The following is a 26711-nucleotide window of genomic DNA, read 5'->3' as shown; positions in this document are numbered from 1 at the left end:
GAACCAGCAGGTCTCCTCGCAGCGGTCCAGACCCGCCGGCTCCTCCTCCGGCAGCTGCTGAAGGGCGTCCAGCTCGAGCTCCAGCTCCACGTTCATGACGATGTTCCTCTCGATGGATGTGATGGTCTGACGGTTCGTCGGGTGGGGATCAGGTGGTCCAGGTGCAGGTGAACCAGCAGGTCTCCTCGCAGCGGTCCAGACCCGCCGGCTCCTCCTCCGGCAGCTGCTGAAGGGCGTCCAGCTCGAGCTCCAGCTCCACGTTCACGACGGTGTTCCTCTCCATGGATGTGATGGATGTGATGGTCTGACGGTTCGTACGGTGGGGGTCAGGTGGTGGTCCAGGCGCAGGTGAACCAGCAGGTCTCCTCGCAGCGGTCCAGGCCTGCGGGCTCCTCCTCGGCGAGCTGCTGCAGCGCGTCCGGCTCCAGGTCGATGTCCATGGCGGTGCCCTCCTCTCTGTCGGATCTGTCGGATGGGTGGGACGTGATGCGCCGTGGTGCGGCGCTCTCCTCCGAAGGGGCGTCAGAACGCGCCGGTGCGGAGGAAGTCGGTGATGGTCTCCCGCACGGCGGGGCCGGTCCTGCCGCCGGGCGGGTAGTGGCCGGCTCCGGGGATCTCGCGGTACGCGAAGTCGATGCCGGGGCGGCGCCCGAGCGCGGTGAGCCGGTCGCGCAGGTCGCGGGACTGGCCGACCGGGACGACGTCGTCGCGGTCGCCGTGCAGGACGAGCAGCGGGGTGCGGAGCCGGTCGGCCAGCCGCCACACGTCACGGCCGGTCGCGCTCTCGCCGCCGACGGGCGCGGCCAGCCGGGCGAGCAGCGCGCGTACGCCCGGGGAGGCGGCGGCGTGCAGCCGGGGGACCGACAGGAACGGTGCGACGACCGCGCAGCGGGCCCAGCGTCGTGGCGTGTCGGCCGCTGCCAGCAGGGCGAGCCACGCTCCGTAGCTGTTGCCGTAGAGCGAGGGCGGTTCCAGGCCGGCGGCGGACCGGTGGTCGGCGAGCCGCCCGCCGACCCGGCGGACGTCCGCCAGGTCGGGTCCGCCCCAGTCGCCGCGGATCGCGTCGCGGTGGGCGGCCCCGTACCCGGTGCTGCCGCGCTGGTTGAGGGCGACGACGGCGATCCCGGCGGCGGCGAGGCCGTGCAGCAGCGGGTCGTACTCCAGGCGCCACGCGGTCTCCGGTCCGCCGTGGAGCGCCAGCACGGTGTGCGGCCAGGTCCACGGGTCGCCGTGCACCACCGCCTCCAGCGGCCCGTCCGCCCCGGCGAACTGCACGGTCCGGACCGCCGGGCGGTCCGCTCGCGGCCCGGTGGCGGGGGCCACGGGCGGGGCGGTGACCGTCGGCACGGTGACCGGGCCGATGGGCCGGTCCGGTGTGGAGCGGATCAGGTGCAGGCCGCTTCCGGTCCAGCGTGCCTGGTCCCCGAGGGTGCAGGCCGGGCCGGGGAGCATGGTCGTACGGTCGGCGTCCAGGTCGTGGACGAGCAGGTCGCTGGCCGCTCCCCGGTCGGACCTGACGGCGAGCCGGCGGCCGTCGGGCGCGAGGGCCAGGGGCCTTACGCTCCCCGGCAGCGCGTTGAGGCCGTCGGGGGACCGGGTCGGCCGGCTGCCGTCGGCGGGCCGCAGGGCGAGCCGGTACCGGCCGTCGGCGGGGACGGCGGTCACCAGCAGGCCCGATCGCGGGCCGGCGAGGAGCAGCCGTTCTCCCGGGACGGAGCCGGGCAGGGCGCCGGTCAGTCCGGTGGCGGTGTCCAGGACGACGCCGCGTGGGCCGTCCTCGCCGTGGAGCACTCCGGCCAGGGCGCCGCCGTGGTCGTCCAGCCACGCGCCGCCGAGCAGTACTCCGGGGAGGCGTGTGACCTCCTCGAGCCGGGGTCCGGGGCCGGTCAGGCGCCACACCGTGGAGCGTCGGGCGGTGTCGGTGCCGACGAGCAGCGCGAGGCCGTCGGGGCCGGGGCCGGGCAGCAGCCGCAGGGCGGGATGGTGAACGGTGCCGAGCCGGCGCACCCCGTCCGGGGCGTTGATCAGCAGCTCGTGCCGGCCGGAGCCGCTGCGGCAGAGCAGCAGCCGCCCGTTGTCGGTGGGCAGGCACTGGGTGCGCGGGCTGTCTCCGTCGCCCGCGGCGGGCAGCGGCAGCCGACGGGGCGTCCCCCCGGTCAGCGACCACAGCTCAGGGGTACCGCGGCCGGCGTCGTCGACGGCGAGGCAGGCGAGGTGGGTGGCATGGGCGGAGAAGGTGAAGCCGAGGCGGGTCCGTACGGCCGCCGGCGGGGCGAGGGTGGTCATCGTCCGGCCTCCAGGCGGGTGCCCGCCGCAGAGGTGAGCGTGTCGCCGTACGGGAGGTCGGGCAGCCAGGGGCGGGGGCCGCCGTACTGGAGCCGGTGCAGGAAGTCGAGGGCGCCCGACGAGCCGGTCTGGTAGTCGGCGACGACCTCGGTGTGGGTCTCGTCCGGGATGAGCTGCCGCCCGTCGCGCACGGTGTGGCGCGCGTCGATGCAGGCGGCCAGTTCCTCCGCCTGTTCGAGGTAGCGGGGCTCGCCCAGCAGATGGGCGAGGTCGAGCAGGAACTGGCCGTTGCCGGCGAGACCGTGGCAGGCCGCGGCGGAGGTCTGCCAGCGGTACCGCAGGACGGCGACCGCCGCCGCCTCGGCCGCTTCGCGGAACCTGGTCTCGCCCGTCGCCGCCCACAGGCGGACCAGGAAGGTACCGATGCCGGAGGAGCCGCTGCACCAGTTGGGCAGGCGGGTGGCGGCGGTGCTCTCCCCGGTGCCCCACCAGGCGGCGTCGCCGTCCCGGTCGGCGGCGGCCAGCAGCGTGTCGCCCGCCTGGACGGCGAGGTGGCACAGGTCGTCGCGTCCGGTGGCGGTCGCGGTGGTGAGCAGGAAGGTGGCGACGCCGGCGGTGCCGTGGGCGAAGCCGTGGTGGGTGACGCCGGCGAGGGCGGAGTCGAAGTCGGCGGGTATCGGCCAGCGCGCCCCGCCGGTGCGGTCGGCGGCCTCGGCGAGGCCGTCCGCGCACCGCTCGGCCCGGGCGAGGAAGTCGCCGTCGCCGGTCGCCCGCCACAGGTGCAGCTGGGCGAGGCCGGCCCCGGCGGCGCCGTGGCAGACATCGGGGTTGGGCCAGTGCGGCGGTACGCGGGCGGCGAGCGCCGCGGCGCGGGCGGCCATCGCGTCGTCGCCGAGGACGCGGGCGGCGTCGTGGAGCGCCCAGGCGGTGCCGGAGCGTCCGAAGTAGAGGCCGGGGAGGACGGTGGGTTCGGCGGGCAGGGTGCGGTCGAGCCATGCGGCGGCGGTCGCGAGGCCCTCCCGGGCCCGGGTGTCACGGACCGCCATGCGGGTCAGCAGGGCGATCGGCCCTGCGGCGCCGTGCTGCACGGCGCAGGGGTCGGTGGTGGCACCGAACGCGCCGGTGGGCCACAGGCGGGGCGCATCCGGCCGCATGGTGGCCAGCAGGTGGTCCAGTCCGTCGGCGAGCAGCCGCTCCCGCCGCTCGGGGGCGATCCGGGCTCCCTCCCCGGGGGCGTCCGCCACCGGCCGGGGGACGGTTTCCGCCCGCCCGGCGCCGGCGAGCGCGGTGCGGACCTCGTCCAGGCCGGGGCGGCGCGCCGGGTCCTCCCGCAGGAGGGCCAGGATCAGGTCCTGGACGCGCCGCACGGCGGGGCTGCGTACGGCGGCGGTCGCGAGCAGCGCCGCCGTACGGGCCTCCAGTGACCGCTCCGGCACGTCGTCGGGGGTGTCGTCCGGGGCGAACACCGGGTCGGCGCCGGTCGTGAGGTGGAACAGGACCGCGCCGAGGCTGAACAGATCGGCCGTCAGGTCCGGGGCGGGCGCCCACCGTTCGGCGGCCATCTGCTCGGGTGCGGCGTATCCGGGTGTGCCGGCCCGGCCGGCCTGGGTGCCGGGGCGGGTGGCGAGCTCCAGGTCGACCAGGCCCACCTCACCCTGCGGGGTGATCATCAGGTTGTTGGGGGTCAGGTCGCGCAGCACCAGACCCTGGGCGTGGACCGCCGCCACCAGGTCGGTGACGGTGCGGCCGAGTGCGGCGAGTTGCCCAAGGGGCAGGCCCGTCAGTCCGGCCTCGCCGGTGAAGCGCTGGGACACCCAGCGGCGCAGCGGAACGCCGGGGACGACGCTCTGGGCCAGGAAGAGGTCCTGCCGGTGGGTGAACAGGGCGATCCCGCGCGGGGCGAGGCCGAGGGGTCCGAGCAGGTCGAGGACGGCGGCCTCGCGGCGCAGCGCGTCGCGGGCGTCCTCCCCGTTGAGCCGGGCGGCGGTGTGCCGGCGGGCCTGCTTGACCACCACCTCGGCGCCGGTGGTGCGGTCGGTGGCGCGGAACACCCCGCCCTTGTTGGCGTGCCGGATCGCGCCCCGTACCAGGAAGCGGTCGGCGAGCAGCAGGGACCGGGACGTCGGGCCGGCCGGGCGGGCGGGCCGCGGGAAGGGGGTCTCGGCCCACGCCGGCGGGGTGTGGGCCGGCCTGCGCTCGTCGCGGACGGCACTGCCGTCCGGGGCGGTCAACCGGATCTCGTAGCTGCCGTCATGGGACAGCACCCGCCGGCCGCGGAACGCGCCGTAGCGGTAGTGCACCAGGCTTCCGGCGCGGTAGGGCCGGTCGGAGAGGATCTCCTGCCCGGGCAGTCCGGCGGTCGCCCGGTCGAGCGCTTCGGCGATCGCCGGCGCGTCCTCGTCGGAGTCGGGGTAGGCGGTGAGGAACTTGCCCGCGCCGGCCCGGTCGTACCGTCCGGAGACCAGCGCCTCGGCCCGCTCCAGGGTGCCGGCGAACTTGAACGCGCAGCCGAGCCGGAACAGTTCCCCGGCGGCGCGGACCAGCACCAGCGGCGCGGACAGCGGGGTCGCCGAGACATGCAGCTTCCAGCCCTGCGGGCGGGGGCGGTGGTCCGGGGGCAGCAGCCGGGTCCAGAACTCCTCTGCCCGCAGCTCCCATCCGGTCACGCCGTCCCGCTCCATGACCAGGCGGACCTGGCCGGCCAGCGGGAACCCGTCCCCGCCGCCGTCCGGTGCGCCCACCCACTCCTTCTGCCCCGCCACGTCGATCGCTCTCCCCCCGTGCCGTTCCGTCGCGAGCACTACGGTGCTCTGCCGGCGCGGCCCGGCACAGAGCAGACTGTTACTCAACGGGGCGCTGCCACCTACTCATCGCCGCCGGCCGACTCCGGCGCGCCGGGCTGTGCGGGGCCCCTGACGCTGCGACCATGCACATGGCACTGATGTCTGAACCGGGGGGACCGATGTCAGCCGAGCACCGGCGTATACCCATGCCCTTTGTCGGGCGCCGCACCGAACTGGCCGGGCTCCGTGCCGGCTTGCGCCGCACGTCCTGCCGGGCGGCGGCCCTCACCGGCCCGCCGGGGGTGGGCAAGAGCCGTGCGGGAGAGGAGTTCCTGCTGGCGGCCGGTGCGGCCGGCCATCGGGTCTGGCGGATCAGGGCGACCGAGGCCGCGGCGTCCGTTCCGCTGCTGGCGCTCGCGCCGCTGCTGCCGCCGACGCCCTCGGACGACCCGATCGAGCTGTTCCGCGAGGTGGCGCGGCGAGTGACCCGCCCGGGCCCGCGGCCGGTGGTCCTCGTCGACGACGTCCACCGGCTCGATCCGACGTCGATGTCCCTGCTCGGTCTGCTGGCCGAGCAGGCCGGTCTGTTCCTGGTCGCCACCCTGCCGGCCGACGCCGATCTGCCGGAGGTGCTGCGGGCCTGGTGGCGGCAGGGCACCCTGCACCACGTCCCGCTGGGCCCGCTGGACGCCGGTGAGAGGGGCGAGTTGCTGCGCGGGGCGCTCGGCGGTCTCGTGGCCGCCCCCGCCCAGCACGCCTTCGGCGAGGCGGGCGGCGGGAATCCGCTGCTGTTACGGGAGTTGCTGCGGACGGCGGTCGGCGCCGGCGCCCTGCGCGAGGTCGGCGGGGTGTGGTGCCTGGACGGCTCGCTCGACCAGCTGACCGTGGACGGTCTGGTCCCGGACCTGCTGCGCACCCTGCCCCGCGACCGGCGCGCCGTGCTGGAGCTGCTCGCCTGCTGCGGCCCGGTCGGCCTGGACGACGCCCTGCGGACCGCCTCGCCCGAGGCGCTGGAGGAACTCGAGGAGCTGGACCTGGTCACCGTCTGGACCGACGACCGCCGGGCCCAGGCCGCCCTCGCGCACGGCTGGCACGCGCCGCTGCTGCGCGCCTGCACCTCGCTCCTGCGCACGCGGTCCCTGCTGCTGGAGCAGGCGGCCCGGGTGCGTGCGCACGGCGCCCGCCGGAGCGGCGACGAACTGGCCCTGGCCTGCTGGGAGCTCGACGCCACCGGCACGGCCGACCCGGGGCTGCTGGTGCGGGCGGCGACCCAGGCGCTGCGCAGTGACGACGTGGCGACCATGTGCCGCCTGGCCAGGGCCGCGCTGGCGCACGGCCCCCACGTGGACGCCGGGCTGATGCTGGGTGAGGCGCTCGGTCAGCAGGGCGACTTCGACGAGGGCGTCCCGATCCTCCGGGACGCCTTCGCGGCGGCCCGGACCGAGCCGGAGGTGCAGGCCGCCGCCGCGACCCTGGCGCAGCACCTGTTCTACGGTCTCGGGCGGCTCGACCAGGCGCTCGCGGTGCTCACGGAGGCAGCGGGGCGGATCGGTGCCCAGCCGTCGCTCGCCGCCTGCGAGGCGGCCCTGCTGTCGGCGGCGGGCCGCACCGGGGAGGCCGCCGAGGTGCTGGCCCGCCGCGTCTCCCGGGACCGTCCGGCGAGTGCCGCCGGCCAGTCCGGGGTGCTGGAGCTCCAGGCGCGGGTCCGGGTGGAGATGGCGTCGGGCCAGGTGGAGGACGCGGTCGCCACCTGCCGCGAGGCGTACGAAGCGCACCGCCGCCTCACCGAGCGCTCCGCCGTGTACTACCCGGCCCGGAACCTCTATCTGCTGGCCGTGGCCCTGCTGGAGAGCGGCCGGCTCCACGAGGGTGAGGAGGCCGCCCGCGAGGGGCAGGCGGCCCTGCTCAGGATGCCGGTTCCGGCGCTCACCGCCTGGTTCCCGTGGGCGCGGGGCCGGATCGCGCTGGAGCGCGGGCGGGTCGCGGCGGCGCTGGAGCACTTCCGCGAGTCCCGCGCGCAGGCGCGGCTGCGCGGGCAGCCGTTCGTCGAGCAGCGCGCCCTGGCCGGACTGGTGCTGGCCGCCGCCCAGCTCGGGCAGATCCCACCGGAGGCCGCCGAGCTGGACGAGGCGGCGGCCGGGCCCGACTCGCCGCTGCGCCAGCAGGACACGGTCCGGGCCCGGGCGTGGGCGACGTCGTGCGCGGGCAATCTGCCGACGGCGGCCGGGATGCTGCGCCGCGCCGTCGACCGGGCGCTCGCGGCTGGCGAGGTGACCGCCGCGGTGGCGATGCTCGACGACCTGGTGCGCTGGGGAGCCGACGGCGATGCCGACCGGCTCGCGGCCGTGGCGGCCCGTATGCAGGGCCCGCACGCGGCGGCGCGGGCGGCCCTCGCCGTCGCCGTGCGCGACGCCCGGCCGGAGGCGATGGAGGCCGCCGCGGGGCGGTTGCGGGAACTGGGCGCCGATCTGCGGGCCGCCGAGGGCTTCGTGTCCGCGGCCCGCGCCTGGCAGGCCGCCGGGCACGGGACCCGGGCGACCCGCGCCTCCCAGCACGCCCTGGCGCTGCGCCGGCTCTGCGAGGGCGCCGTCACCCCGGGGCTGAGCGCGCTGCCCGGCACGGATCCGCTGAGCACCCGGGAGCGGCAGATCGCCCTGATGGCGGCCCGGGGCAGGACCAGCCGGGAGATCGCCGAGGAGTGCGTGCTGTCCACCCGCACGGTGGACAACCACCTCCTGCGGATCTACCGGAAACTGGGCATATCCAGCCGCACCGATCTGCCGGGCATCCTCTTGTCACCCAGCACGGTCTGACCCGGCCGGGGGGTTCACTCGGCGGACGGAACGGGCCCGCCCGCGCCCTCGGCACCGGAGTTCGTCGCCGGCGTCAGGTGGGCGAGGGCGCGCAGCGTCGCCTCCGCCTCGGCGACCAGCCGGTGGACGAGTTCGGCGGCCGGGGCGATGTCGCGGACGAGGCCGGCGGTCTGGCCCGTCAAGGGGATCAGTTCGTGCGCCGTACCGTCGCGCATCGAGGTCATCACCTTGCCGCGCAGCGCCTCGGCCCGGGTGGCGGCCGCTTCGGGGCCGGCGTTCCCCTCCTCGACGAACGGGGTGCGCAGCGACCGGGGGACGGTCGTGTACCCGCCCTCGGTCGGCGGGGGCAGGATGTGCTCGACGAACGCCACCTTGACGGCGTCCTGGCTGGCGGCGGAGACGATGGCCGCCTTCCAGTCGTCGCTGACCCCGCATTCGGCCGAGGCCAGGAAGCGGGTGCCGATGTTCACGCCCTGCGCCCCCAGGGCCAGTGCGGCGGCGATGCCCCGCCCGTCGGCGACGCCGCCGGAGGCGAGTACCGGCAGCGGCCGGACGGCGTCGACGACCTGCGGCACCAGCGCCATCGTGCTGACATCGCCGGAGAACCCGCCGGATTCGGTGCCCTGCGCGCTGATCACGTCGACGCCGGCCTCGGCCGCGCGCACGGCCTGCTCGACCGTCGTCACCTGCTGGAGAAAGACCGCGCCGGCATCGTGGACGCGGGTCACCAGGTCGCCCGGCTCGCCGAGCGCGAAGGAGAACACCGGTGGGGCCTCGGCGATCACCGCGTCGAAGACCTCGGGGTCGAACGGCCGCCGGGTCATGTTCACCGCGAACGGCCGGTCGGTGAGCTCCCGCAGCCGACGCACGTCGTCACGGACCTGCGCCGGCGTGCGCAGCGTGGTGGGGACACTGCCCAGCGCCCCGGCGTCGCCGACCGCCGCGGCGAGCCGCATGCTCTGCTGCCAGGGCCCTCCGAGCGGCCCTTGCACGATCGGCACCTCGATGCCCAGTACTCCGCACACCGGTGTCCGCAGCATCGCGCCTCCATCCCGCAGGCCCCGATAGAGGGATTTTCCGGACATCCAGCCTAGGCGCGACGCCTCCCGGCCACCTGCCGAACCGAGCAGGTCACCCGGCCGCCCGATCCGAAGGGCTCAGTAGGGTGGCGGGATGGGCGATCCGCGGAATGTGGGGACGGCCTGGCGCCGCCTCACGGACTGGCTGAAGGTGAATGCCCCGGTCTCGTACGCCTCACTGCTGCCGCCCGCCCCGGAGCAGGCCATCGAGGCGGCCGACGCCCGGCTGGGGCTTCACCTCGGCTTCGGTCTCCCCGCCGAGCTGGGCGTTCTCTGGCGGCTGTGCGGCGGAGTGGAGCACCAGTACATCGAGGCCAACGAGGAGGAGGGCGAGGTCGGCTCGGGGGCGTTCCTACCCGGCGGGATCCTGCTCGGCCCGGCGGACGCGCTCAGGGTGCGGCTGCCCGAGACCGGCCGCGGTGACGGATGGGGCGCTCCGGTGGTGCCGTTGCTGACCGGCGCCGAAGCAGGCTCCGGGCACTATGTGGGAGCGGACGACGTCGGCCGCTGGTCGCTGCCCGACAACCTGGCCTGCGACAAGACCGCCCATCCGTCGATCGCCGCCTACCTCGATGCCGTGCACCGCACGCTCACCGAAGGGCCGGCCGATGCCATGGGCCCGGAGGTGCCCGGCCTGGTGTGGGGCTGCCTGATCTGGGACGACCCCGAGGCGCCTCTCCTCGACGACGCGCTGGAGCACTGGCACCCCGTCCACTGACCCGTGCCCCGCCCGGAGGCCGGCCTGGAGGACCGGCCCCCGGCCGACGTCACCGCTCGCCCGCGAGGTCGAGATCGTCGCTGCGCGGTTCCGCCGCCGCCTCGGCGAGCCGGGGGCCGCGCCACGGGTGGGGGATCGGGCGGGACACGGCCCGCCACCACGGCTCCTCGGGCACCTTCCCCGCGGGCTCGAACGGCTCGCCGGGACGGGGGAACGCCACCGCCTGGCCGGCCTCCCCGGCCGCGTCCCTCATCCACTCCCCCGGCTCCGCCCACGCGTGCGGTGCCAGGTTGAAGGTGCCCCAGTGGATGGGCAGCAGCACCCCGGCCGCCGCGCCGCCCTGGAGGTCGAGGTGCGCCCGGACGCCCTCCTCGGGCGTCATGTGGATGTCGGGCCAGAAGTCCGAGTACGCGCCGACCTGGATCATCGTGGCGTCGAACGGGCCGTGGTCGGCGCCGATCTCCTTGAAGCCCTCGAAGTAGCCGGTGTCGCCGCTGTGGTAGATCCGGTGTTCCTCGCCCGCGACCGCCCAGGAGGCCCACAGGGTGTGCTGGGTGTTGCGCAGGCCCCGGCCGCAGAAGTGGCGGGCCGGGGTGGCGGTGAGGGTGAGCCCGCCGATCTTCGTCGCCTCGTGCCAGTCCAGCTCGCGCAGCCGCGTGGCGGACACGCCCCAGCGCTCGAGGTGCGCGCCGACGCCGAGGGGCACGGCGAACAGGGTGTCCGTCCCCGCCAGTGCCTTGATCGTGGGCAGGTCCAGGTGGTCGTAGTGGTCGTGGGAGATCACGACGACGTCGACCGGGCCGAGCGCGGCCAGCGGCAGCGGCACGGGGTGCAGCCGCTTGGGCCCGGCGAAGGGGAAGGGCGAACAGCGCTCTCCCCACACGGGGTCGAACAGGACGCGGTGTCCGTCGATCTCCGCGAGCACGCTGGAGTGGCCCATCCAGGTCAGGCGCAGTCCGGTGGCGGGCGGACGGGAGATGTCGGCGAAAGTGGTCGGGTGCACCGGGATGCCGCCCGTCGGGGCGCGGCGGGAGCGGGCGTCCCTGTCGAAGTAGATCTTCGCCAGGTCGCGTGTCGACCCCGAGGGGCGGATCCGGGCGGCGCCCCCGGGGTTCTGGAACACGCCGTTCTTGAAGTGCGGGGATCTGCGGATGCGCGCCATGCGCTCGCCGCTCGGGTCCGCGCCGAAGGCCTCGGGCCGCAGGGCGCTCGGCCCGGAGCGCTGGGAACGGGAACCGGCCACGGTACCTCCAGGTGGAGTCGGTCAGACATTCCATTATGTGCGGCCGGTCCGGTACCGCGGTGCCGGATACGGCTGTGCCGGACGAGGCGGCCGTCACGCCACCGAGGCGATCCGTTCCCTGATGTCGTCCGGGGACAGCGCCCCCTTGGCGGTCACGTGGTCGCCCGACGACTCCCCGCGCAGGCGGCGGCCGATCCACGGCACCAGGTACTCGCGGGCCCAGTGGACGTCGTCCCGGCGGACCTCGAGGGTGCCGCGGGGCGGCAGGGGCGGCCAGGGCTGTTCCGGGTCGGCGGGAATCTCCATGCCGAGGATCTGTCCCGCGCGGAGCGCGACGCGTGTGTGCCCCTCGGGGGAGAGGTGCAGCCGGTCGGCGTCCCAGGCCCTGCGGTCCTGGACGCTCCTGAGGGACCACAGGTCGAGCACGGGGCAGCCGTAGCGGTCGGCGATGGCCCGCACATGTCCGTTGTATGTCGCGATCTTGCCGCGCAGATGCTTCAGCAGGGGGACGCCGCGGGTGTCGAACCCCGTGGTCACCATGACCGTGCCGGACACGGCGGTGAGCGCGGCGACCGCCCGCTCGAAGCGTTCGGCCACTTCGTCCGGGTCGGTGCCGGGACGGATGATGTCGTTGCCGCCCGCGCAGAACGACACCAGGTCGGGGGCGAGTTCGACGGCCCGGGGCAGCTGGTCCGCCACGATCTGGTCCAGCAGCTTTCCGCGCACCGCGAGATTCGTGTACTGGAAGTCGCCTTCGGGCCTGCGGTCGGCGAGAAGGACGGCGAACCGGTCGGCCCAGCCGACGAACGCCCCGTCGGGTCCGGGGTCGCCGACGCCCTCGGTGAAGCTGTCCCCCAGCGCCACGTACGACCCGATCACTGCTCTGCTGTCACTCTTCGAATCGTCTGCCACAGCGATCCATGATTCACCTTGGAATGTGACCTACGCGACCGTAAGGAAGGGTTGACGTGCGGTGAGATAAGACACCCTCAAAATGTTGGCCAACTCCGGAATACGCCGGAGGCCGGACCCGGGGATCGGGGTCCGGCCTTCGGCGCGCGTGTCAGGCAGGTTGTCTCGGGGGTCAGCCGATGGAGACGCCCTTCGAGGAGAGGTACGCGACCGGGTCCACGTCCGAGCCGTAGTTCGGGGTGGTGCGGATCTCGAAGTGCAGGTGCGGGCCGGTCGAGTTGCCGGTGGAGCCGGAGAGGCCGACCTGCTGACCGCCGGTCACCGTCTGGCCGGCCGAGACGGACAGCGAGGACAGGTGGGCGTACTGGGCGTAGTGGCCGTCCTCGAGCTGGATGACGACCTGGTTGCCGTACGCGCCCGCCCAGCCGGCGGAGACGACGGTGCCCGGGCCGACGGCCTTCAGCGAAGTACCGGTCGGGACGGCGAAGTCGACGCCGGTGTGGTAGCCGCTGGACCACATGCTGCCGGCCACCTTGTAGGCGGTGCCGAGGCTGCCGCCGGGCACCGGCGAGGAGTAGCCGGAGGTGCTCGCGGCCTGGTCGGCGGTGGTGGTCTGCGCGGAGGCGTCCGAGGAGGGCTGCTCGGCCTGCTTCTCGGCGGGCTGCTCGGCCTTCGGCTCCGCGGCCTTCGGCGCGGACGACTTCTTCGGCGCGCTCGGGGCGGCCTTGCCGTCGACGGAGAGCTTCAGGCCGGGGTGGATGAGCGACGGGTCGCCACCGATGGCCTCGCGGTTGTCCGCGTAGAGCTTCTTCCAGCCGCCGTCGACGTGCTCCGTCTCGGCGATCTTGGCGAGGTAGTCGCCGGCCTTCACGATGTACGTGCGGCCGTCGTCGCTCTTTTCGGCGGTGGCCTTCTGGCCTGCCACGGAAAGGGACTGGACTGCCTTTTCGGGGGCGGCCTGCGGCGTGGCGGCGTGCGCGCCGGTGGCGCCGAGAAGCGGCAGGGCGAGTGCGGCGCCACCGGTTCCGGCGACGGCGATGGAGCGGGTGAAACGCTGGGCCTTGGTACGGCGGTGCTTACCCTTCGCGGGCATGACGAATTCCTCTCCGGCGCCTACGAGGTGAGCTGTCGGGTTCGGACTGGAGATGCCCGGCCGCGTTTTCGCGCGGCTTAACCCCAAGCCGTTCCGGGAACCGGAACAGGCAGTCGTACCTGTGGGTCCCCCGCTCCTGCCGTGCACGGGTCAGTGTGTGAAGGCTCCGGGCGGCGGCAGGATTAGGCGTCCGTCCGGATCGGTGGCGAACGTAAGCGACCCGGACGCGAAGGGACAAGCGCGAGGTTCACCGCGAACCCGTTTTTCCGTGATCCACAGGGGGAAATGACGTCACCCAGCGTCAACCGGGATTCTGATTCCGCCGTGAATTCCCTTGTCATTCGCCAGAATTACGTGAGCATGGCGACAACACATCGTCACGGATATGACGATGCTCACGCACCCCTTTCCCATCTCCCTTTCTATCGGGGCACGTTATGGCGAAGCCGCCGAAACTCCCTAATCGGACAGAACGCCTGAATCGCCCGGCCGCAGACGTCGCAGCCGGAACACCGCCGCATCCAGATCCCCCCGCAGACCGGTGCGCAGCCCGTGGTGCAGCAATACGGCACCTCGATGGGTTTCGCCGGTTTCGAGGCATTCGTACGAAGCGTCCGGATCGAGGCCGCGCAGCCGGAGCGCCGGGACGGGCTCTCCGAAGTGCTGCGCCTGGAGGCAGGCCAGGACGACGGCCCGGTCGCCGAGGACGTACTGCACCGCGCTCAGCCCGCCCTCCGGAGGGCGCAGCCGGTACAGGTCACCGCGCTGGACGAGGGGCCGGATCTCCTTGTACAGCGCGACCCACTCCCGCGCCTCGGCGAGCTCCTCCCCCGTCCACCGGGTGAGATCACCGCCGATGCCGAGCACCCCGGCCATGGCGCTGACGAACCGGAAACGCAGCGGGCTGACCCGCCCGTTGAGCATCGCGTTCGGACTGTCGGTGACCCAGGCGGCCATGACCCGGGCCGGGTGGAGCTGGCTGAAGCCGTGCTGGATGGCGAGCCGGTCGAGCGGGTCGGTGTTGTCCGAGGTCCACACCTGGTCGGTACGGGAGAGGACACCGAGGTCGATCCGGCCGCCGCCGCCCGAGCAGGACTCGAAGGCCACGCCCGGATGGGCGGCCCGGAGCCGGTCCAGCAGGGCGTACAGGCCGCGCACATGGTCGGTCCACAGCCGCTGCGGATACGGGTCGTCCGGCCAGCCGGCGTCGGTGAAGCAGCGGTTGAAGTCCCATTTCACATAGTCGACGGGGGTGCCGGAGAGCAGCCCGTCGAGCCGCTCCCAGAGGTACTCCCGGACGTCCTCGCGCGCGAGGTTGAGGACCAGCTGGTTGCGGAACTCCGTGCGCCGCCGCCCCGGCTGGAACTGCACCCAGTCCGGGTGCGCCCGGTACAGGTCGCTGTCCGGGTTGACCATCTCCGGCTCGACCCAGATGCCGAACCGCATGCCGAGCCCGTGCACATGATCCGCGAGCGGCTTCAGGCCGCCGGGGAAGCGGTCGGGGTTGGGCGTCCAGTCGCCGAGCCCGGCGCGGTCGCTCGTACGGGCGCCGAACCAGCCGTCGTCGACCACGAACAGTTCGACGCCCATCCCGGCGGCCCGCGCGGCGAGCGCCCGCTGCTGCTCCTCCGAGATGTCGAACCCGGTGGCCTCCCAGGAGTTGAACAGCACCGGCCGGTCCCGGCCCGCGTCGGGGACGACGTACGTCCGCTGGTAGGCGTGCCACGCGCGGCTGGCGCCGCCGAAGCCGCCGTCGCTCCACAGCCCGGCGAAGACCGGTGTGACGTACGTCTCGTCCGTGCCGAGCATCAGCAGGCCGGAGTCGTCGTGTCCCGCGCCGCCGGTGATCTGCACGCGCGCGTCGGGGAGTTGGGCCACCGCGATGCGCCAGGACCCGGACCAGCCCAGGGCGCAGGCGTAGACCTCGCCGCGTTCCTCGGTCGCGTCGGTGTCGAGCGCCACCCAGGGCAGGTGCTGGTGCCCGGTGTGGCCGCGGCGGCTGCCGACGACCTTCTCGCCGTGGATGAGCGGCGCGCGGGTCAGCCGGGACTCGGCGGCCCAGCGGCCGTGCAGCTGGGACAGCCGCCAGTGCTCGCGGTCGGGCAGGGTCCAGGTGGCGGAGTCCGCGCGCAGCAGCTCGACCGCCGGGCCCCGGTTGTTCAGGGTCACCCAGCGCTCGATCACGTCGTCGCGCATCCGGTAGTGCAGGGTCACGGTCAGTCCGTCGTCGCGGAAGCGCAGGCGGAGTTCGCCGTCGACGGCCTCATGGCCCTCGAAGGCCCATTCGGTGCCGCGCCGCCCGTCGGCGGCGCGCACGGACAGGGCGGGCCGGACGAAACGGGGGCCGCCCTCGACCGGGTACTCCTCGCGCCCGTCCAGCCGGGACTCGAACGGCCAGTCGTCCGGCAGCGGGAGCGCGGCCAGGGCCTCCGCGTCGGCGAGCGCGATCCGCGGGCCCCAGTGCAGATGCACCAGCTCGTCGCGGTCCGTGACATGGAGGGCGTAACTGCCGGTCGGCCCCGACAGGAGCCATGTACGACCGTCTTGGGAGACCTGCGTCACACGAACCTCCAACAGACCCGAACAGATGCGACCAGACACCAACATCATCGGGGGCGTGGGGGCGGCCGGGCAATGCCTGTGGACAACTCATTGCCCCAGGCAGGCATGTCGTATCGTCGTGGGGTGCCCGTCGACGAGCCGAGCCGGCGGCGCCGAGTGGGAGGAGTCCCCGTGACGCAGCAGATCCCGTCGACCGAACCCGAGCTGGCCGGAGTACGCAACTTCCGCGATGTGGGCGGACTGCCGACCGTGGACGGTCGGCGGGTGCGGCACGGGGTGCTGTTCCGCAGCGGGCATCTCGCCCACGCGACCGCGGAGGACGCCGTCTTCCTGTCGTCGCTCGGGCTGCACACCGTCTTCGACTTCCGCAACGCGGCCGACCAGAAGCTGGAGGGGCCGGACGTCGAGCTGCCGGGCGTGCGGAACGTGAACCTCCCGCTCAGCGACCCGGCGGACGGCGCCGAGTTCTGGAAGATGGTGCGCGACGGCGACCTGGACCAGCTGCGCTCGATCCTCGACGGCGGCAAGGGCGCGGACCGGATGATCACGTCGTACCGCACGATCATCAAGGAGCGCACCGCCGAGCACTCCCGGGTGCTGCGCGCGCTCGTGGAGGACAGCGTCCCCGCGCTGATGCACTGCGCGGCCGGAAAGGACCGCGCGGGGCTGTCGGTGGCGGTGACGCTGCTCGCCCTGGGCGTCGAGCGGGACGCGATCGTCGACGACTACCTGAAGTCCAACGCCAAGCACCGCCGCTACAAGGTGCAGCGCAGCGGCAGTTCCGCCTCGGCCTACTCCCCCGAGGTCATGGAGCTGCTCAGCCCGCTGTTCGACGCGCGCGCGGAGTATCTGGCGGCGGCCTTCGAGACCGTCGAGGAGACCTGGGGCGGTGTGGACCCGTATCTGGAGCAGGGGCTCGGGCTCACCCCTCAGGACCGGGAGCGGCTGCGCGAGCGCCTGCTCGACTGAGGCGTCCGGCGGCAGGGCCTACTTCTTCGGGGCCATCTCGAAGAGGAAGTAGATGAAGGCCGCGAAGAGGTGTCCCACCACCACGTAGATGAACAGGCGCACCCACAGGGCGCGGGGGAACTTCTCCTCCATGTCTTTGCCGGTCATGGCGCCTCTCCGTGGGTAGGGCCCAGGCACAGCGCGGCCGTGGGACTCTGCAGCAGGGTGTGGACGAACAGCAGCTCGACCCCGTCGGGGTCCTGGGCGGCGATGCGGTGCGGGGTCAGCGAGTCGAAGTGGGCGCTGTCGCCCGGGGCGAGCCGGTGCAGGGTGTCCCCGAGCCGCAGCCGCAGCCGCCCCTTGAGGACGTACAGCCACTCCTCGCCGGGGTGGACGCGCACGATGTCGCCCTGGGAGCCGTGCGGCACATGGACGCGCAGGGCCTGCATGCCGCGCCCGGCGGCACCGGCCTGCCAGTACGTCCAGCCGCCCGCTGCCGTGGGCTCCATGTCGGCGGCGCGCACCACGGCGTCCCGGTCGGCGGCCGACTCGCCGAGCAGCTCGGACACGGTCGTACCGTAGATGCGGGCGAGGGAGAGCAGCATCGGCAGCGAGGGCTGGCGCTGCCCGGTCTCCAGTCGGGAGAGATGGGCGGGCGACAGACCCGCGTCGCGGGCGGCGGCCTCCAGCGTCAGGGAGGCCCGCCGCCGCAGGGCGCGCAGCTGCGGCGCGACCACGGGGAGCGCGCCGGCCGGTTCGGACGGCGGCCCGGTCTCGGAGGAGCTCATGCCTCCATTCAGCCCGAGCTTTGCCCGTGGGGCAATTTTCTTGCCTCAGAGGCAAAAGCCTCCGTCAGCGGTGGGCGACCGCCTGCTTCACCAGCGTCCTGCCGAACTCCCAGACGAGGCCGCCGTCGTGCGCGTCGTCCATCACCGCGGTGAAGGCGTCCACGAACCGGTCCACGTCCCGCTCGTCGATGATCAGCGGCGGGATCAGCTTGATCACCTCCATGTGGTCGCCGGACACCTGGGTGAGGATCCGGTGCCGTTGCAGCAGCGGGACGACCACCATCTGCGCGAAGAGACCCTTGCGGGCGGCCTGGAGCACGGCCCAGCGGGAGCGCAGCTTCAGCGACCGGGGCCGGCCGAACTCGATGCCGATCATCAGCCCCCGGCCGCGGACGTCGGCGAGGAGCTCGTACTTCTCGGTCAGCGCGGTCAGCCGGGTCCGCAGCAGCTCACCGGTCCTCCGGACGTTCGCGACGATCTGCTCGTCCTCCATGACCGACAGCACCGCGAGGCCCGCCGCCATGGCCTGGGCGTTGGCCCCGAAGCTGGCCGAGTGGACCAGCACCCGGTCCATCGACGAGTAGACCTTCTTGAAGATCCAGTCCCTGCCGATGGTGGCGCCCACCGGCACATAGCCGCCGGAGAGCGCCTTGGCCACGCACACCAGGTCCGGTTCGACCCCGTCCTCGTGCTGGTAGGCGTAGAAGTCGCCGGTCCGGCCCAGTCCGGTCTGCACCTCGTCGGCGATCAGCAGCGCCTTGTACCGCCGCAGCAGTTCCTGCGCGGCCCGCAGATAGCCGGGCGGCGCCTCGTGCACGCCCTTGCCCTGGATCGGCTCCACGATCAGCGCGGCCACGTCCCCCTTGCGCAACTCCCGCTCCAGGGCGTCGAGATCCCCGAGCGGTACGGCGGTGTCGGGGAGCAGCGGGGCGAAGCCGTCCCGGAAGCCCGGCTCGCCGTTGACGGAGAGGGAGCCGGTGGTCAGCCCGTGGAAGGCGTGCTCGCAGTACAGGACGCGCGGTCTGCCGGTGACGAACCGGGCGAACTTCAGCGCGCCCTCGACCGCCTCCGTGCCGCTGTTGCCGAAGAACACCCGGTCCAGGTGCGGGCTGTGCGCGAGCAGCTTCTCCGCCAGCAGCCCGGGCAGCGGCTGGCAGTCGAAGCGGGTGAGGTCGGCGAGGGAGGCGTCCAGGACGTCGTGCAGCGCCTTGCGGACCACGGGGTGGTGGCGGCCCAGGCCCATCACCCCGAACCCGGCGAGCATGTCCAGGTGGTCGTTGCCGTCGGCGTCCCAGAAGTGGGCGCCCTCGGCGCGCTCGTAGACCTTGTCGAAGCCGATGGTGTGCAGCATGCGCGGGAGCTGGTGGTTGAGGTACCGGGTGTGCAGCTCGTAGCGCTCGGCTCCGCGTTCGGCCAGCAACGCGCCGAGGTCGAACCCTCCGGCGCGCGACGACTCCTCTGCCGACTCCGCGGTGGTCATGCCTGGTGCTCCTGTGGGTCCTGTGACGGATGGGCGCGCTCTTCCCGGAGGGCCAGACTCGCGCTGACACGTCCGGCGATCTCGACCGGGGTGAGGCCGATGTCGGCGAGCACCTCACCGCGTTTGGCGTGCGCGAGGAACTGCTCCGGGATGCCGAACCGGCGCACGGGCACGTCGACCTCGGCGTCGCCCAGCGCCAGCGCCACCGCGGAACCGACCCCGGCCGCCCGGCTGTTGTCCTCGACGACGGCCACCATACGGTGCTCGGAGGCCAGCGGGGGCAGGGCCGGGTCGACGGGCTTCACCCAGCGGGGGTCGACGACGGTGCACCCGACACCGCGGGCCTCGAGCAGTTCGGCGGCCTGGAGACAGACGGGCGCCATCACGCCGACGGCCACCAGCAGCACCTCGGGATCGTCCGCGCGGTGCAGCACGTCCAGGCCGCCGATCCGGTCGAGCGCCGGGATCGCCGGTCCCACGGACTCCTTCGGGAATCTGAGCAGGGTGGGCGCGTCGTCGACGGCGACCGCCTCGCGCAGCTGGGCGCGCAGCTGGTCGGCGTCCCGGGGCGCGGCGATCCGCAGCCCGGGGACCACCTGGAGGACGGACATGTCCCACATGCCGTTGTGGGAGGGCCCGTCGACACCGGTGACGCCGGCCCGGTCCAGGACGAAGGTCACCCCGCAGCGGTGCAGCGCCACGTCCATCAGCAGCTGGTCGAAGGCGCGGTTGAGGAAGGTGGCGTAGACGGCGACGACCGGGTGCAGGCCGCCGGTCGCCAGGCCCGCCGCGGACACGGCCGCGTGCTGCTCGGCGATGCCGACGTCCCACACCCGGTCCGGGAACCGCTCGGCGAAGGTGCCCAGGCCGACCGGGTGCAGCATGGCGGCGGTTATCGCCACCACGTCCTCGCGCTCCTCGCCGATGCGGACGATCTCCTCACCGAAGACGGAGGTCCAGGACGGGCCGCCGGACGGCGCGAGGGGTTCGCAGGTCAGCGGGTCCATCACGCCGACGGTGTGGAAGTGGTCCTCCTCGTGGGCGAGGGCGGGTTCGTAACCGCGTCCCTTCTCGGTGAGGCAGTGGACCAGGACGGGTCCGTGGAAGCGCTTGGCGCGGCGCAGCGCGGACTCCACGGCCTTGATGTCGTGGCCGTCGATCGGGCCGACGTACTTCAGGCCGAGGTCCTCGAAGAGGCCCTGCGGGGCGAAGGCGTCCTTGAAGCCCTTCTTCGCGCCGTGCAGCGCCTCGTAGACGGGAGGTCCGACCACGGGCGTGCGCTGGAGCACGTCCTTGCCCCAGGCCAGCACCCGTTCGTAGCCGTCGGTGGTGCGCAGGGCCGCGAGGTGGTTGGCGAGCCCGCCGATGGTGGGGGCGTAGGAGCGTTCGTTGTCGTTGACGACGATGATCAGTGGACGGTCCTTGGCGGCGGCGATGTTGTTCAGCGCCTCCCAGGCCATGCCGCCGGTGAGCGCGCCGTCGCCGATCACGGCGACGACATGGCCCTTCTCGCCCTGCACCCGGCGGGCCTTGGCGAGCCCGTCGGCCCAGCCGAGCACCGTGGAGGCGTGGCTGTTCTCGATGACGTCGTGCTCGGACTCCTCGCGCGAGGGATAGCCGGACAGGCCGCCCTTGCCGCGCAGTTTGGAGAAGTCCTGACGTCCCGTCAGGAGTTTGTGCACGTAGCTCTGGTGGCCGGTGTCCCACAGGATGCGGTCGACGGGCGACTCGAAGACCCGGTGCAGGGCCACGGTGAGTTCCACCACCCCCAGGTTGGGTCCGAGATGACCGCCGGTCCTGGCGACCGCGTGCACCAGGAACTCCCTGATCTCGTGGGACAGTTCGCCGAGTTCCGCCTCGGACAGCGCCTTCAGGTCACGCGGTTGCCGGATGTTCTCCAGAATCGTCACGCTCGGGCCCCCTTCGGTTCCGTGTTGTTCAGCTCACGGTGACGGCCGGCTCCCCCGGCGCGATGCCGCCCTTCTCCAGCTCCTCGGCGATCTTCATCGCCTCCTCGATCAGCGTCTCCACGATCTTCGACTCGGGCACGGTCTTGATGACCTCGCCCTTCACGAAGATCTGCCCCTTGCCGTTGCCCGATGCGACGCCGAGGTCGGCCTCGCGGGCCTCACCCGGCCCGTTCACCACACAGCCCATCACGGCCACCCGCAAGGGCACCTCCATGCCGTCCAGGCCGGCGGTGACCTCCTCGGCCAGCTTGTAGACGTCGACCTGGGCGCGCCCGCAGGACGGACAGGACACGATCTCCAGCCGCCGCTGCCTGAGCCCCAGCGACTCCAGGATCTGGATCCCGACCTTGACCTCCTCGACGGGCGGGGCAGACAGGGAGACGCGGATGGTGTCGCCGATGCCCTCGCTGAGCAGCGCGCCGAAGGCGACGGCCGACTTGATCGTGCCCTGGAACGCCGGGCCGGCCTCCGTCACACCGAGGTGCAGCGGGTAGTCGCACTGCTCGGCGAGCATCCGGTAGGCGTTGATCATCACCACCGGGTCGTTGTGCTTCACCGAGATCTTGATGTCCCGGAAGCCGTGCTCCTCGAAGAGGGACGCCTCCCACAGGGCGGACTCGACGAGCGCCTCGGGCGTGGCCCTGCCGTACTTCTGGAGCAGGCGCCGGTCCAGCGATCCGGCGTTGACGCCGATCCGGATGGGGGTGCCGTGGTCCTCGGCGGCCCGCGCGATCTCCTTCACCCGGTCGTCGAACTGCTTGATGTTGCCCGGGTTCACCCGGACCGCCGCGCAGCCCGCCTCGATGGCCGCGAAGACGTACTTGGGCTGGAAGTGGATGTCGGCGATCACCGGGATCTGCGACTTGCGGGCGATCGTCGCCAGCGCGTCGGCGTCGTCCTGCGTGGGACACGCCACCCGGACGATCTGGCAGCCGGACGCGGTCAGCTCGGCGATCTGCTGCAACGTCGCGCCGATGTCGGACGTACGCGTCGTCGTCATCGACTGCACCGACACGGGGGCGTCCCCGCCCACCGCCACCGGTCCCACCTGGATCCGCCGTGACGCGCGACGCCCGGCGAGCGGCGGCAGCGGCACCTCGGGCATGCCGAGGGAGACAGCGGTCATGGCGTCACTCCCGGTTTCCGGAGACGGTCTCGCGCATGGCGCGCAGCGACTCCTTGAGGGATCCCATGGTGGCGAGGACCGCGGTGGGCTCGTAGCCGCAGTGCGCCATGCAGTTGGCGCAGCGCGGGTCCTTGCCGCGGCCGTACTTGTCCCAGTCGGTGTCCTCGATCAGCTCCCGGTACGTCGGGACGTAGCCGTCGCTCATCAGGTAGCAGGGGCGCTGCCAGCCGAACAGCGAGTAGTTGGGGATCGCCCACGCGGTGCACGGGAAGTCGACCTTCCCCTCCAGGAAGTCCAGGAACAGCGGGGAGTGGTTCAGCCGCCAGCGGCGCCGGTTGCCACCCGCGAAGGCCTTCCTGAACAGCTCCCGGGTCTGCTCCACGCCCAGGAAGTGCTCCTGGTCGGGGGCCTTCTCGTAGGCGTAGGCCGGCGAGATCATCATCTCGTCGACCTTGAGGTCGTCGTTGAGGTAGTTGAGCACCTCGACGACGGTCTGCGGGGTGTCGGTGTTGAAGAAGGTCGAGTTGGTGGTGACCCGGAAGCCGCGCCGCTTTGCCTCCTTGATGGCCGCCACGGCCTCGTCGAACACGCCCTCCTTGGCCACGGACTCGTCGTGCCGCTCCCGCAGCCCGTCGATGTGCACGGCGAACGCGAAGTAGGGCGAGGGGGTGAACTTGTCCATCTTCTTGCGCAGCAGCATGGCGTTGGTGCACAGGAAGACGTACTTGCGCTTGGCGACCAGCTGACGCACGATCTCGTCGATCTGGGGGTGCATCAGGGGTTCGCCGCCGGCGATCGACACCATCGGGGCCCCGGACTCCAGTACCGCTCCCACGGCCTGCGCGACGGGCATCCGCTGCTTGAGCACCCCAGCCGGGTGCTGGATCTTGCCGCACCCCTCGCACTTGAGATTGCAGGCGAAGAGCGGTTCCAGTTCGACGATCAGCGGAAACTTGTCCCGCCGACGGAGCTTCTGTTCGGCCAAGTATGTAGCGACCTTGATGGACTGACGCAGCGGCATGGCCATCTGGCTCACCTCCTGGGGAGCAGCAAGGAACGGTGCCATTCATAGAAAGCCGGGAGTACGGAACGAAGAACACGGAAAGCAGATATTCCACCGCGCACCGTGCCGATCCGGACGAGTTCGTGTTCAGGAGCGTCCACCACCACCCGGACGGCCGCAACCGGGCGCTCGCCCACCCGGACGGCGGTCAGCAGCGTGGCCGCCGACTCCATGTCGACCGCGATCGCGCCGGTCGCGAGCAGATCGGACCGTTCGTGACCGCGGACGACATGGTCGGATCCGGTGAGCGGGCCGGTGTGGACGGTGCGCCCGGGTACCGCCCGCACCAGTTCCTTCACCAGCAGTTCCGTCCCGACGCAGGGGACGTTGCCGCGCGGGTCCCGGGTCTCCTCGGCGACGACCAGGTCACCGGGGTGCATCCCGGGGGCGAGCCCCGCGCAGAAGCCCGTGGCCAGGACGGCCGCCTCGCCCAGGGCCGGGTCGCCGAGCACCCGGGTGACGGAGCGCTCGGCCGCCGCCGGGCCCATGCCCGTGCGCAGCACGGTGACCGGCCCGCCCGCGGTGCCGCGCTCACGCCTGCGCAGGGCGAACTGCTCGATGCCGAGCGCGCAGGCGATCAGCAGCGGCGCCGGGGCGGGCTGGGCGCTCATCAGCTTCCCTTCGCCTCGGCGAGCGACTGCTCGGGCCCGGCCTCCGTCACGGCCGGTTTCGCGGTGAAGGGCTCCCCGTGCACGTACCGGCCGAGCGCGGTGAGCGGGAAGACCTGCCGGTAGAGGTGGTAGTTGATGGAGAAGTCCCAGGGGAAGCCGGTGCCGGTGAAGTACGGCTCGTCCCAGGAGCCGTCCTCGCGCTGGGTGGCCGCCAGCCACGCGATGCCGCGTTCGACGGCCCCGGACTCCCTCTCCCCCGCCGCCAGCAGGGCCATCAGCGCCCAGGCCGTCTGCGAGGCGGTCGAGGCGCCCCGGCCGCTCCACTCCCGGACGTACCGGTAGGAGCGCAGGTCCTCGCCCCAGCCGCCGTCCTCGTTCTGCACTCTCTCCAGCCAGGCCACGGCCCGCCGGATCGCGGGGTGCGAGCCGGGGATCCCGGCGGCGGTCAGGGCGGGTACGACGGAGCCGGTGCCGTAGATGTAGTTGACGCCCCAGCGGCCGAACCAGGAGCCGTCCGCCTCCTGTTCGGCGAGCAGCCACTGGATGCCGCGCCGGGTGCGCGGATCGTGGGCGAGCCCCTCGACGGCGAGCATCTCCACGACGTGCGCGGTGACGTCGGCCGACGGCGGGTCGATGACCTCGCCGAAGTCGCAGAACGGCAGCCGGTTGGGGAACGGGCTGGTGTTGTCGACGTCGAACGCGCCCCAGGCGCCGTCGCGCGACTGCATCCCGAGGTTCCAGCGGACCCCGCGCCCGATCGCGCTGTCCAGCCGCTCGGGATCGTGGTGCTTGACCCGACGCAGCGCGAGGACCACCTCGGCGGTGTCGTCGATGTCGGGGTAGTTGTCGTTGTGGAACTCGAACGCCCAGCCCCCGGGGGGCAGATGGGGCCGGCGTACGGACCAGTCGCCGGGCCGCACGATCTGCTCGCCCAGCATCCAGTCGGCGGCCTTGACCAGTTGCGGGTGGTCGGCGGGGAGTCCCGCGTCCGCGAGCGCGATGGTGGCCAGGCAGGTGTCCCACACCGGTGACTGGCAGGCCTCGATCATCCGGGCCCCGTCCTCGCGCCACACCGCGAACCGGTCCAGGGACTCCAGGCCCGCGCGCATCACGGGGTGCCGCAGGTCGTAGCCGAGCAGGTGCAGCGCGATGACCGAGTACACGGCCGGGGGCTGGATGCCGCCCCAGCAGCCGTCGTTCTCCTGCCGCTCGATGATCCAGCGGGCGGCGGTGTTCATGGCCGCCCGGCGCAGCCGGCGCGGTACCGCCCGGCGCAGGGTGTGCAGGGCCTTGTCCAGCCGCTGGAAGGCGCCGTCCCAGGTGTTGGCCGGGGCGAGCGGCCGGGGAGGGTTGGGGCGGTGCGGGTCGGTGTGCAGTTCGTCCAGCGGGAACGGGGCGGGGCGCACCGGCCGTTTGGCGGAGACGATCGTCAGCGGCACGATGGTCTGCCGGGCCCAGCAGCCGAAGTCGTAGATGTTGAGCGGCACCCAGGACGGGAACCAGATCAGCTCCGGCGGGAGTTCGGGCAGGTCCTCCCACTTCCACCAGCCGAACAGGGCGAGCCAGATCCGGGTGAAGACCCGGGAGGCGGCGATGCCGCCCCGTTCGCGGATCCAGGCGGAGGCCTTCGCCATGTGCGGGGCGTCGGGCGGATCGCCGGCCAGGCGCAGCGCGACGTACGCCTCGATGGTGGCGGAGAGTTCGCCGGGTCCGCCGTGGAAGGTGGCCCAGGTGCCGTCCTCGCGCTGCTCGCCGCGGATGAACAGGGCGGCGGCGCGGGTGGTGTCCTCGTCGCGGATGCCGAGGAACTGGCGCAGCAGCAGGTCCTCGGCGTCCATCGTGACGTTGGTCTCGAGGTCGCCCTTCCACCAGCCCTGGTCGTCCTGCCGGGACAGCAGGAAGTCGGTGGCGCGCCGCATGGCGCGGGCGGCGATGTCGGGTACCCCGGCCGCCTCGGGGGTGTCGGTGTCGTTTTCGCTGGCCGCGGTCACGCGGGGAGGCAGGGCCGCCCCGGTGCTTCCGTCGGTCGTCGCTGTCATGGCTTCCCCTTCGTGCAGTCCTGCGAATGGTGTCTGCTGTGGGTCCGCCGTCGGCCGGTGCTGTTCTCCCCGCAACACCGGCCGGCGACTACGCGAGGGCTATTCGACCGATAGTGATCATCTCTTTCGTACGACGACGAAGTCCGCGAGCGCCGCGAACCGTGCCCGTACCTCGTCGGGCATGTCGACGGCGTCGAGGGCCTCGATGGCGATGGTGTGCTGACGGCGTGCCTCGTCGGCGGTCCAGTCGCGGCCGCCGGCCTCCTCGATGAGGGCGGCACGGGCCGCGAACTCCTCCTCGGAGAAGTTCGCGAAGTCGCTGCTCTTGGCGTCGGCGGCGAGGATCTCACCGAGCCGCTCGGAGGCGGGGCCGCCCGCCGCGAGGGCGGCCACGACCGGGAGGGACTTCTTGCGCTGGCGCAGGTCGCTCCAGGTCTGCTTGCCGGTGGCCTCCGGGTCGCCCCAGATGCCGAGAAGGTCGTCGACGGCCTGGAAGGCGAGGCCGAGGTGGTAGCCGTACCTCTCCAGGGCGTCGGCGGTGCGGTCGTCCGCGCCGCCGAGCACCGCGCCGATGGAGCTGGCGCAGGCGAGCAGGGCGCCGGTCTTGTTGCCCTCCATCTCCAGGCACTCCTCGACGCTGACGCGGTCGCGGTGCTCGTAGGAGATGTCCTGGGCCTGGCCGTCGATGAGCGCGCGGCTCGCGGTGGTCAGCCGGCGGGTGGCGCGGCCCGCCTCGACGGTGCCGAGTTCCAGCAGCACCTCGTTGGCCAGGGCGAACAGGGCGTCGCCGACCAGGATGGCCTGGGCGGGGCCGTGCACCTTCCACACGGTGTCGCGGTGCCGGCGCTGTTCGTCGCCGTCCATCAGGTCGTCGTGCAGCAGCGAGAAGTTGTGGACCAGTTCGACGGCGACCGCGCCGGGGACGCCGGTCTCCGGGGCCGCCCCGGTGACCTCGGCGGACAGCACGGCGAGGGCGGGGCGCACGGCCTTGCCGCCGTCGCCGTCCGCGGGCCGGCCCTGGACGTCGATCCAGCCGAAGTGGTAGGCGGCGACCGTGTCCATGGGAGGCGCCAGGCGGTCGACGGCCGCCCGCAGTACCGGCGTGGCCAGGGTCCGGCCGCGCTCCAGGAGCGCGGACACGTCCACCGCGGTCCTTCGAGCGGCCTGCGAGGCCGGGGGCACAGTGGGCACAGTCTC

Annotated in this window: 20 protein-coding genes and 1 riboswitch; of the genes, 3 read left to right on the top strand and 17 right to left on the bottom strand. The window is 73.1% G+C overall.

The annotated features are described in order from the left end of the window. Window positions 1-148: 148 nt before the first annotated feature. The 3 genes from ACZ470_RS10235 to lanL all read right to left on the bottom strand — a co-directional run bounded on the left by ACZ470_RS10235 (window position 149) and on the right by lanL (window position 5048). Complete coding sequence (locus tag ACZ470_RS10235) at window positions 149-283, bottom strand: hypothetical protein (RefSeq protein WP_468426246.1); 135 nt, start codon at window positions 281-283, stop codon at window positions 149-151. 239 nt (window positions 284-522) lie between these two features. Beyond that, entirely contained in the window at window positions 523-2286 is a 1764-nt protein-coding gene (locus ACZ470_RS10230) for a S9 family peptidase (RefSeq protein WP_468426245.1), read from the bottom strand. Beyond that, the gene (gene lanL / locus ACZ470_RS10225) at window positions 2283-5048 is read right to left on the bottom strand and encodes a class IV lanthionine synthetase LanL (protein ID WP_468426243.1); all 2766 of its coding nucleotides are present in this window, start codon (window positions 5046-5048) and stop codon (window positions 2283-2285) included. The genes ACZ470_RS10230 and lanL overlap by 4 nt, the downstream gene beginning before the upstream one ends. Before the next feature lie 227 nt (window positions 5049-5275). On the opposite strand from lanL, the gene ACZ470_RS10220 reads away from it, so the two are divergent. Continuing rightward, entirely contained in the window at window positions 5276-7882 is a 2607-nt protein-coding gene (locus ACZ470_RS10220) for a helix-turn-helix transcriptional regulator (protein ID WP_468426241.1), read from the top strand. A gap of 14 nt (window positions 7883-7896) precedes the next feature. Here ACZ470_RS10220 and ACZ470_RS10215 read toward each other — a convergent pair whose 3' ends face one another. After that, window positions 7897-8922: an NAD(P)H-dependent flavin oxidoreductase gene (locus tag ACZ470_RS10215; RefSeq protein ID WP_468426239.1), complete on the bottom strand. Its 1026-nt coding sequence runs from the start codon at window positions 8920-8922 to the stop codon at window positions 7897-7899. Window positions 8923-9055: 133 nt separating this feature from the next. Between ACZ470_RS10215 and ACZ470_RS10210 the strand changes: the two genes are divergently transcribed. After that, window positions 9056-9679 (top strand): SMI1/KNR4 family protein, encoded by a 624-nt coding sequence (locus ACZ470_RS10210; protein ID WP_468426237.1) that lies wholly within the window; start codon window positions 9056-9058, stop codon window positions 9677-9679. A gap of 49 nt (window positions 9680-9728) precedes the next feature. On the opposite strand, the gene ACZ470_RS10205 is transcribed toward ACZ470_RS10210, so the two are convergent. The 4 genes from ACZ470_RS10205 to ACZ470_RS10190 form a co-directional block, all read right to left on the bottom strand. Further along, window positions 9729-10922, bottom strand: coding sequence for an MBL fold metallo-hydrolase (locus ACZ470_RS10205; RefSeq protein ID WP_468426235.1), 1194 nt, complete (start codon window positions 10920-10922; stop codon window positions 9729-9731). A 93-nt stretch (window positions 10923-11015) separates the two neighbouring features. After that, entirely contained in the window at window positions 11016-11801 is a 786-nt protein-coding gene (locus tag ACZ470_RS10200; RefSeq protein ID WP_468426319.1) for an SGNH/GDSL hydrolase family protein, read from the bottom strand. Window positions 11802-12006: 205 nt separating this feature from the next. Further along, window positions 12007-12927 (bottom strand): M23 family metallopeptidase, encoded by a 921-nt coding sequence (locus tag ACZ470_RS10195; RefSeq protein WP_468426233.1) that lies wholly within the window; start codon window positions 12925-12927, stop codon window positions 12007-12009. Window positions 12928-12929: 2 nt separating this feature from the next. Beyond that, window positions 12930-13093, bottom strand: a riboswitch (cyclic di-AMP (ydaO/yuaA leader). Window positions 13094-13386: 293 nt separating this feature from the next. Next, window positions 13387-15534 carry an alpha-galactosidase gene (locus ACZ470_RS10190; protein ID WP_468426231.1) on the bottom strand — a complete coding sequence of 716 codons (2148 nt, stop codon included), beginning with the start codon at window positions 15532-15534 and terminating at the stop codon, window positions 13387-13389. A 126-nt stretch (window positions 15535-15660) separates the two neighbouring features. Here ACZ470_RS10190 and ACZ470_RS10185 point away from each other — a divergent pair, with 126 nt between their 5' ends. Beyond that, a complete protein-coding gene (locus ACZ470_RS10185; RefSeq protein ID WP_468426228.1) occupies window positions 15661-16458 on the top strand; it encodes a tyrosine-protein phosphatase in 798 nt (265 codons plus the stop codon). 18 nt (window positions 16459-16476) lie between these two features. Here the strand turns inward: ACZ470_RS10185 and ACZ470_RS10180 are convergent, their stop codons facing one another. The 9 genes from ACZ470_RS10180 to ACZ470_RS10140 all read right to left on the bottom strand — a co-directional run bounded on the left by ACZ470_RS10180 (window position 16477) and on the right by ACZ470_RS10140 (window position 26696). Beyond that, the gene (locus tag ACZ470_RS10180) at window positions 16477-16605 is read right to left on the bottom strand and encodes a DUF6126 family protein (RefSeq protein ID WP_468426226.1); all 129 of its coding nucleotides are present in this window, start codon (window positions 16603-16605) and stop codon (window positions 16477-16479) included. Continuing rightward, window positions 16602-17225: a helix-turn-helix domain-containing protein gene (locus ACZ470_RS10175; protein ID WP_468426224.1), complete on the bottom strand. Its 624-nt coding sequence runs from the start codon at window positions 17223-17225 to the stop codon at window positions 16602-16604. The genes ACZ470_RS10180 and ACZ470_RS10175 overlap by 4 nt, the downstream gene beginning before the upstream one ends. 64 nt (window positions 17226-17289) lie before the next feature. Continuing rightward, window positions 17290-18705, bottom strand: coding sequence for an aspartate aminotransferase family protein (locus tag ACZ470_RS10170; protein ID WP_468426223.1), 1416 nt, complete (start codon window positions 18703-18705; stop codon window positions 17290-17292). Beyond that, the gene (gene dxs, locus ACZ470_RS10165) at window positions 18702-20615 is read right to left on the bottom strand and encodes a 1-deoxy-D-xylulose-5-phosphate synthase (protein ID WP_468426222.1); all 1914 of its coding nucleotides are present in this window, start codon (window positions 20613-20615) and stop codon (window positions 18702-18704) included. Before dxs ends, ACZ470_RS10170 begins: the two co-directional genes overlap by 4 nt. Before the next feature lie 28 nt (window positions 20616-20643). Beyond that, the gene (gene ispG, locus ACZ470_RS10160; RefSeq protein ID WP_468426220.1) at window positions 20644-21801 is read right to left on the bottom strand and encodes a flavodoxin-dependent (E)-4-hydroxy-3-methylbut-2-enyl-diphosphate synthase; all 1158 of its coding nucleotides are present in this window, start codon (window positions 21799-21801) and stop codon (window positions 20644-20646) included. Between the two features lie 4 nt (window positions 21802-21805). Further along, window positions 21806-22828, bottom strand: a complete 1023-nt coding sequence (gene hpnH / locus ACZ470_RS10155; RefSeq protein WP_468426218.1) for an adenosyl-hopene transferase HpnH — start codon at window positions 22826-22828, stop codon at window positions 21806-21808. A gap of 5 nt (window positions 22829-22833) precedes the next feature. Then, window positions 22834-23475, bottom strand: a complete 642-nt coding sequence (locus ACZ470_RS10150) for a phosphorylase family protein (protein ID WP_468426216.1) — start codon at window positions 23473-23475, stop codon at window positions 22834-22836. After that, entirely contained in the window at window positions 23475-25514 is a 2040-nt protein-coding gene (gene shc / locus ACZ470_RS10145) for a squalene--hopene cyclase (RefSeq protein ID WP_468426214.1), read from the bottom strand. The genes ACZ470_RS10150 and shc overlap by 1 nt, the downstream gene beginning before the upstream one ends. Before the next feature lie 117 nt (window positions 25515-25631). Then, complete coding sequence (locus ACZ470_RS10140) at window positions 25632-26696, bottom strand: polyprenyl synthetase family protein (RefSeq protein ID WP_468426317.1); 1065 nt, start codon at window positions 26694-26696, stop codon at window positions 25632-25634. Window positions 26697-26711 lie beyond the last annotated feature (15 nt).

The sequence above is a fragment of the Streptomyces sp. NPDC031111 genome (assembly GCF_055570675.1).
Note: the sequence above shows the minus strand (reverse complement) of the source record. Positions and strands in the feature narration are given on the sequence as shown.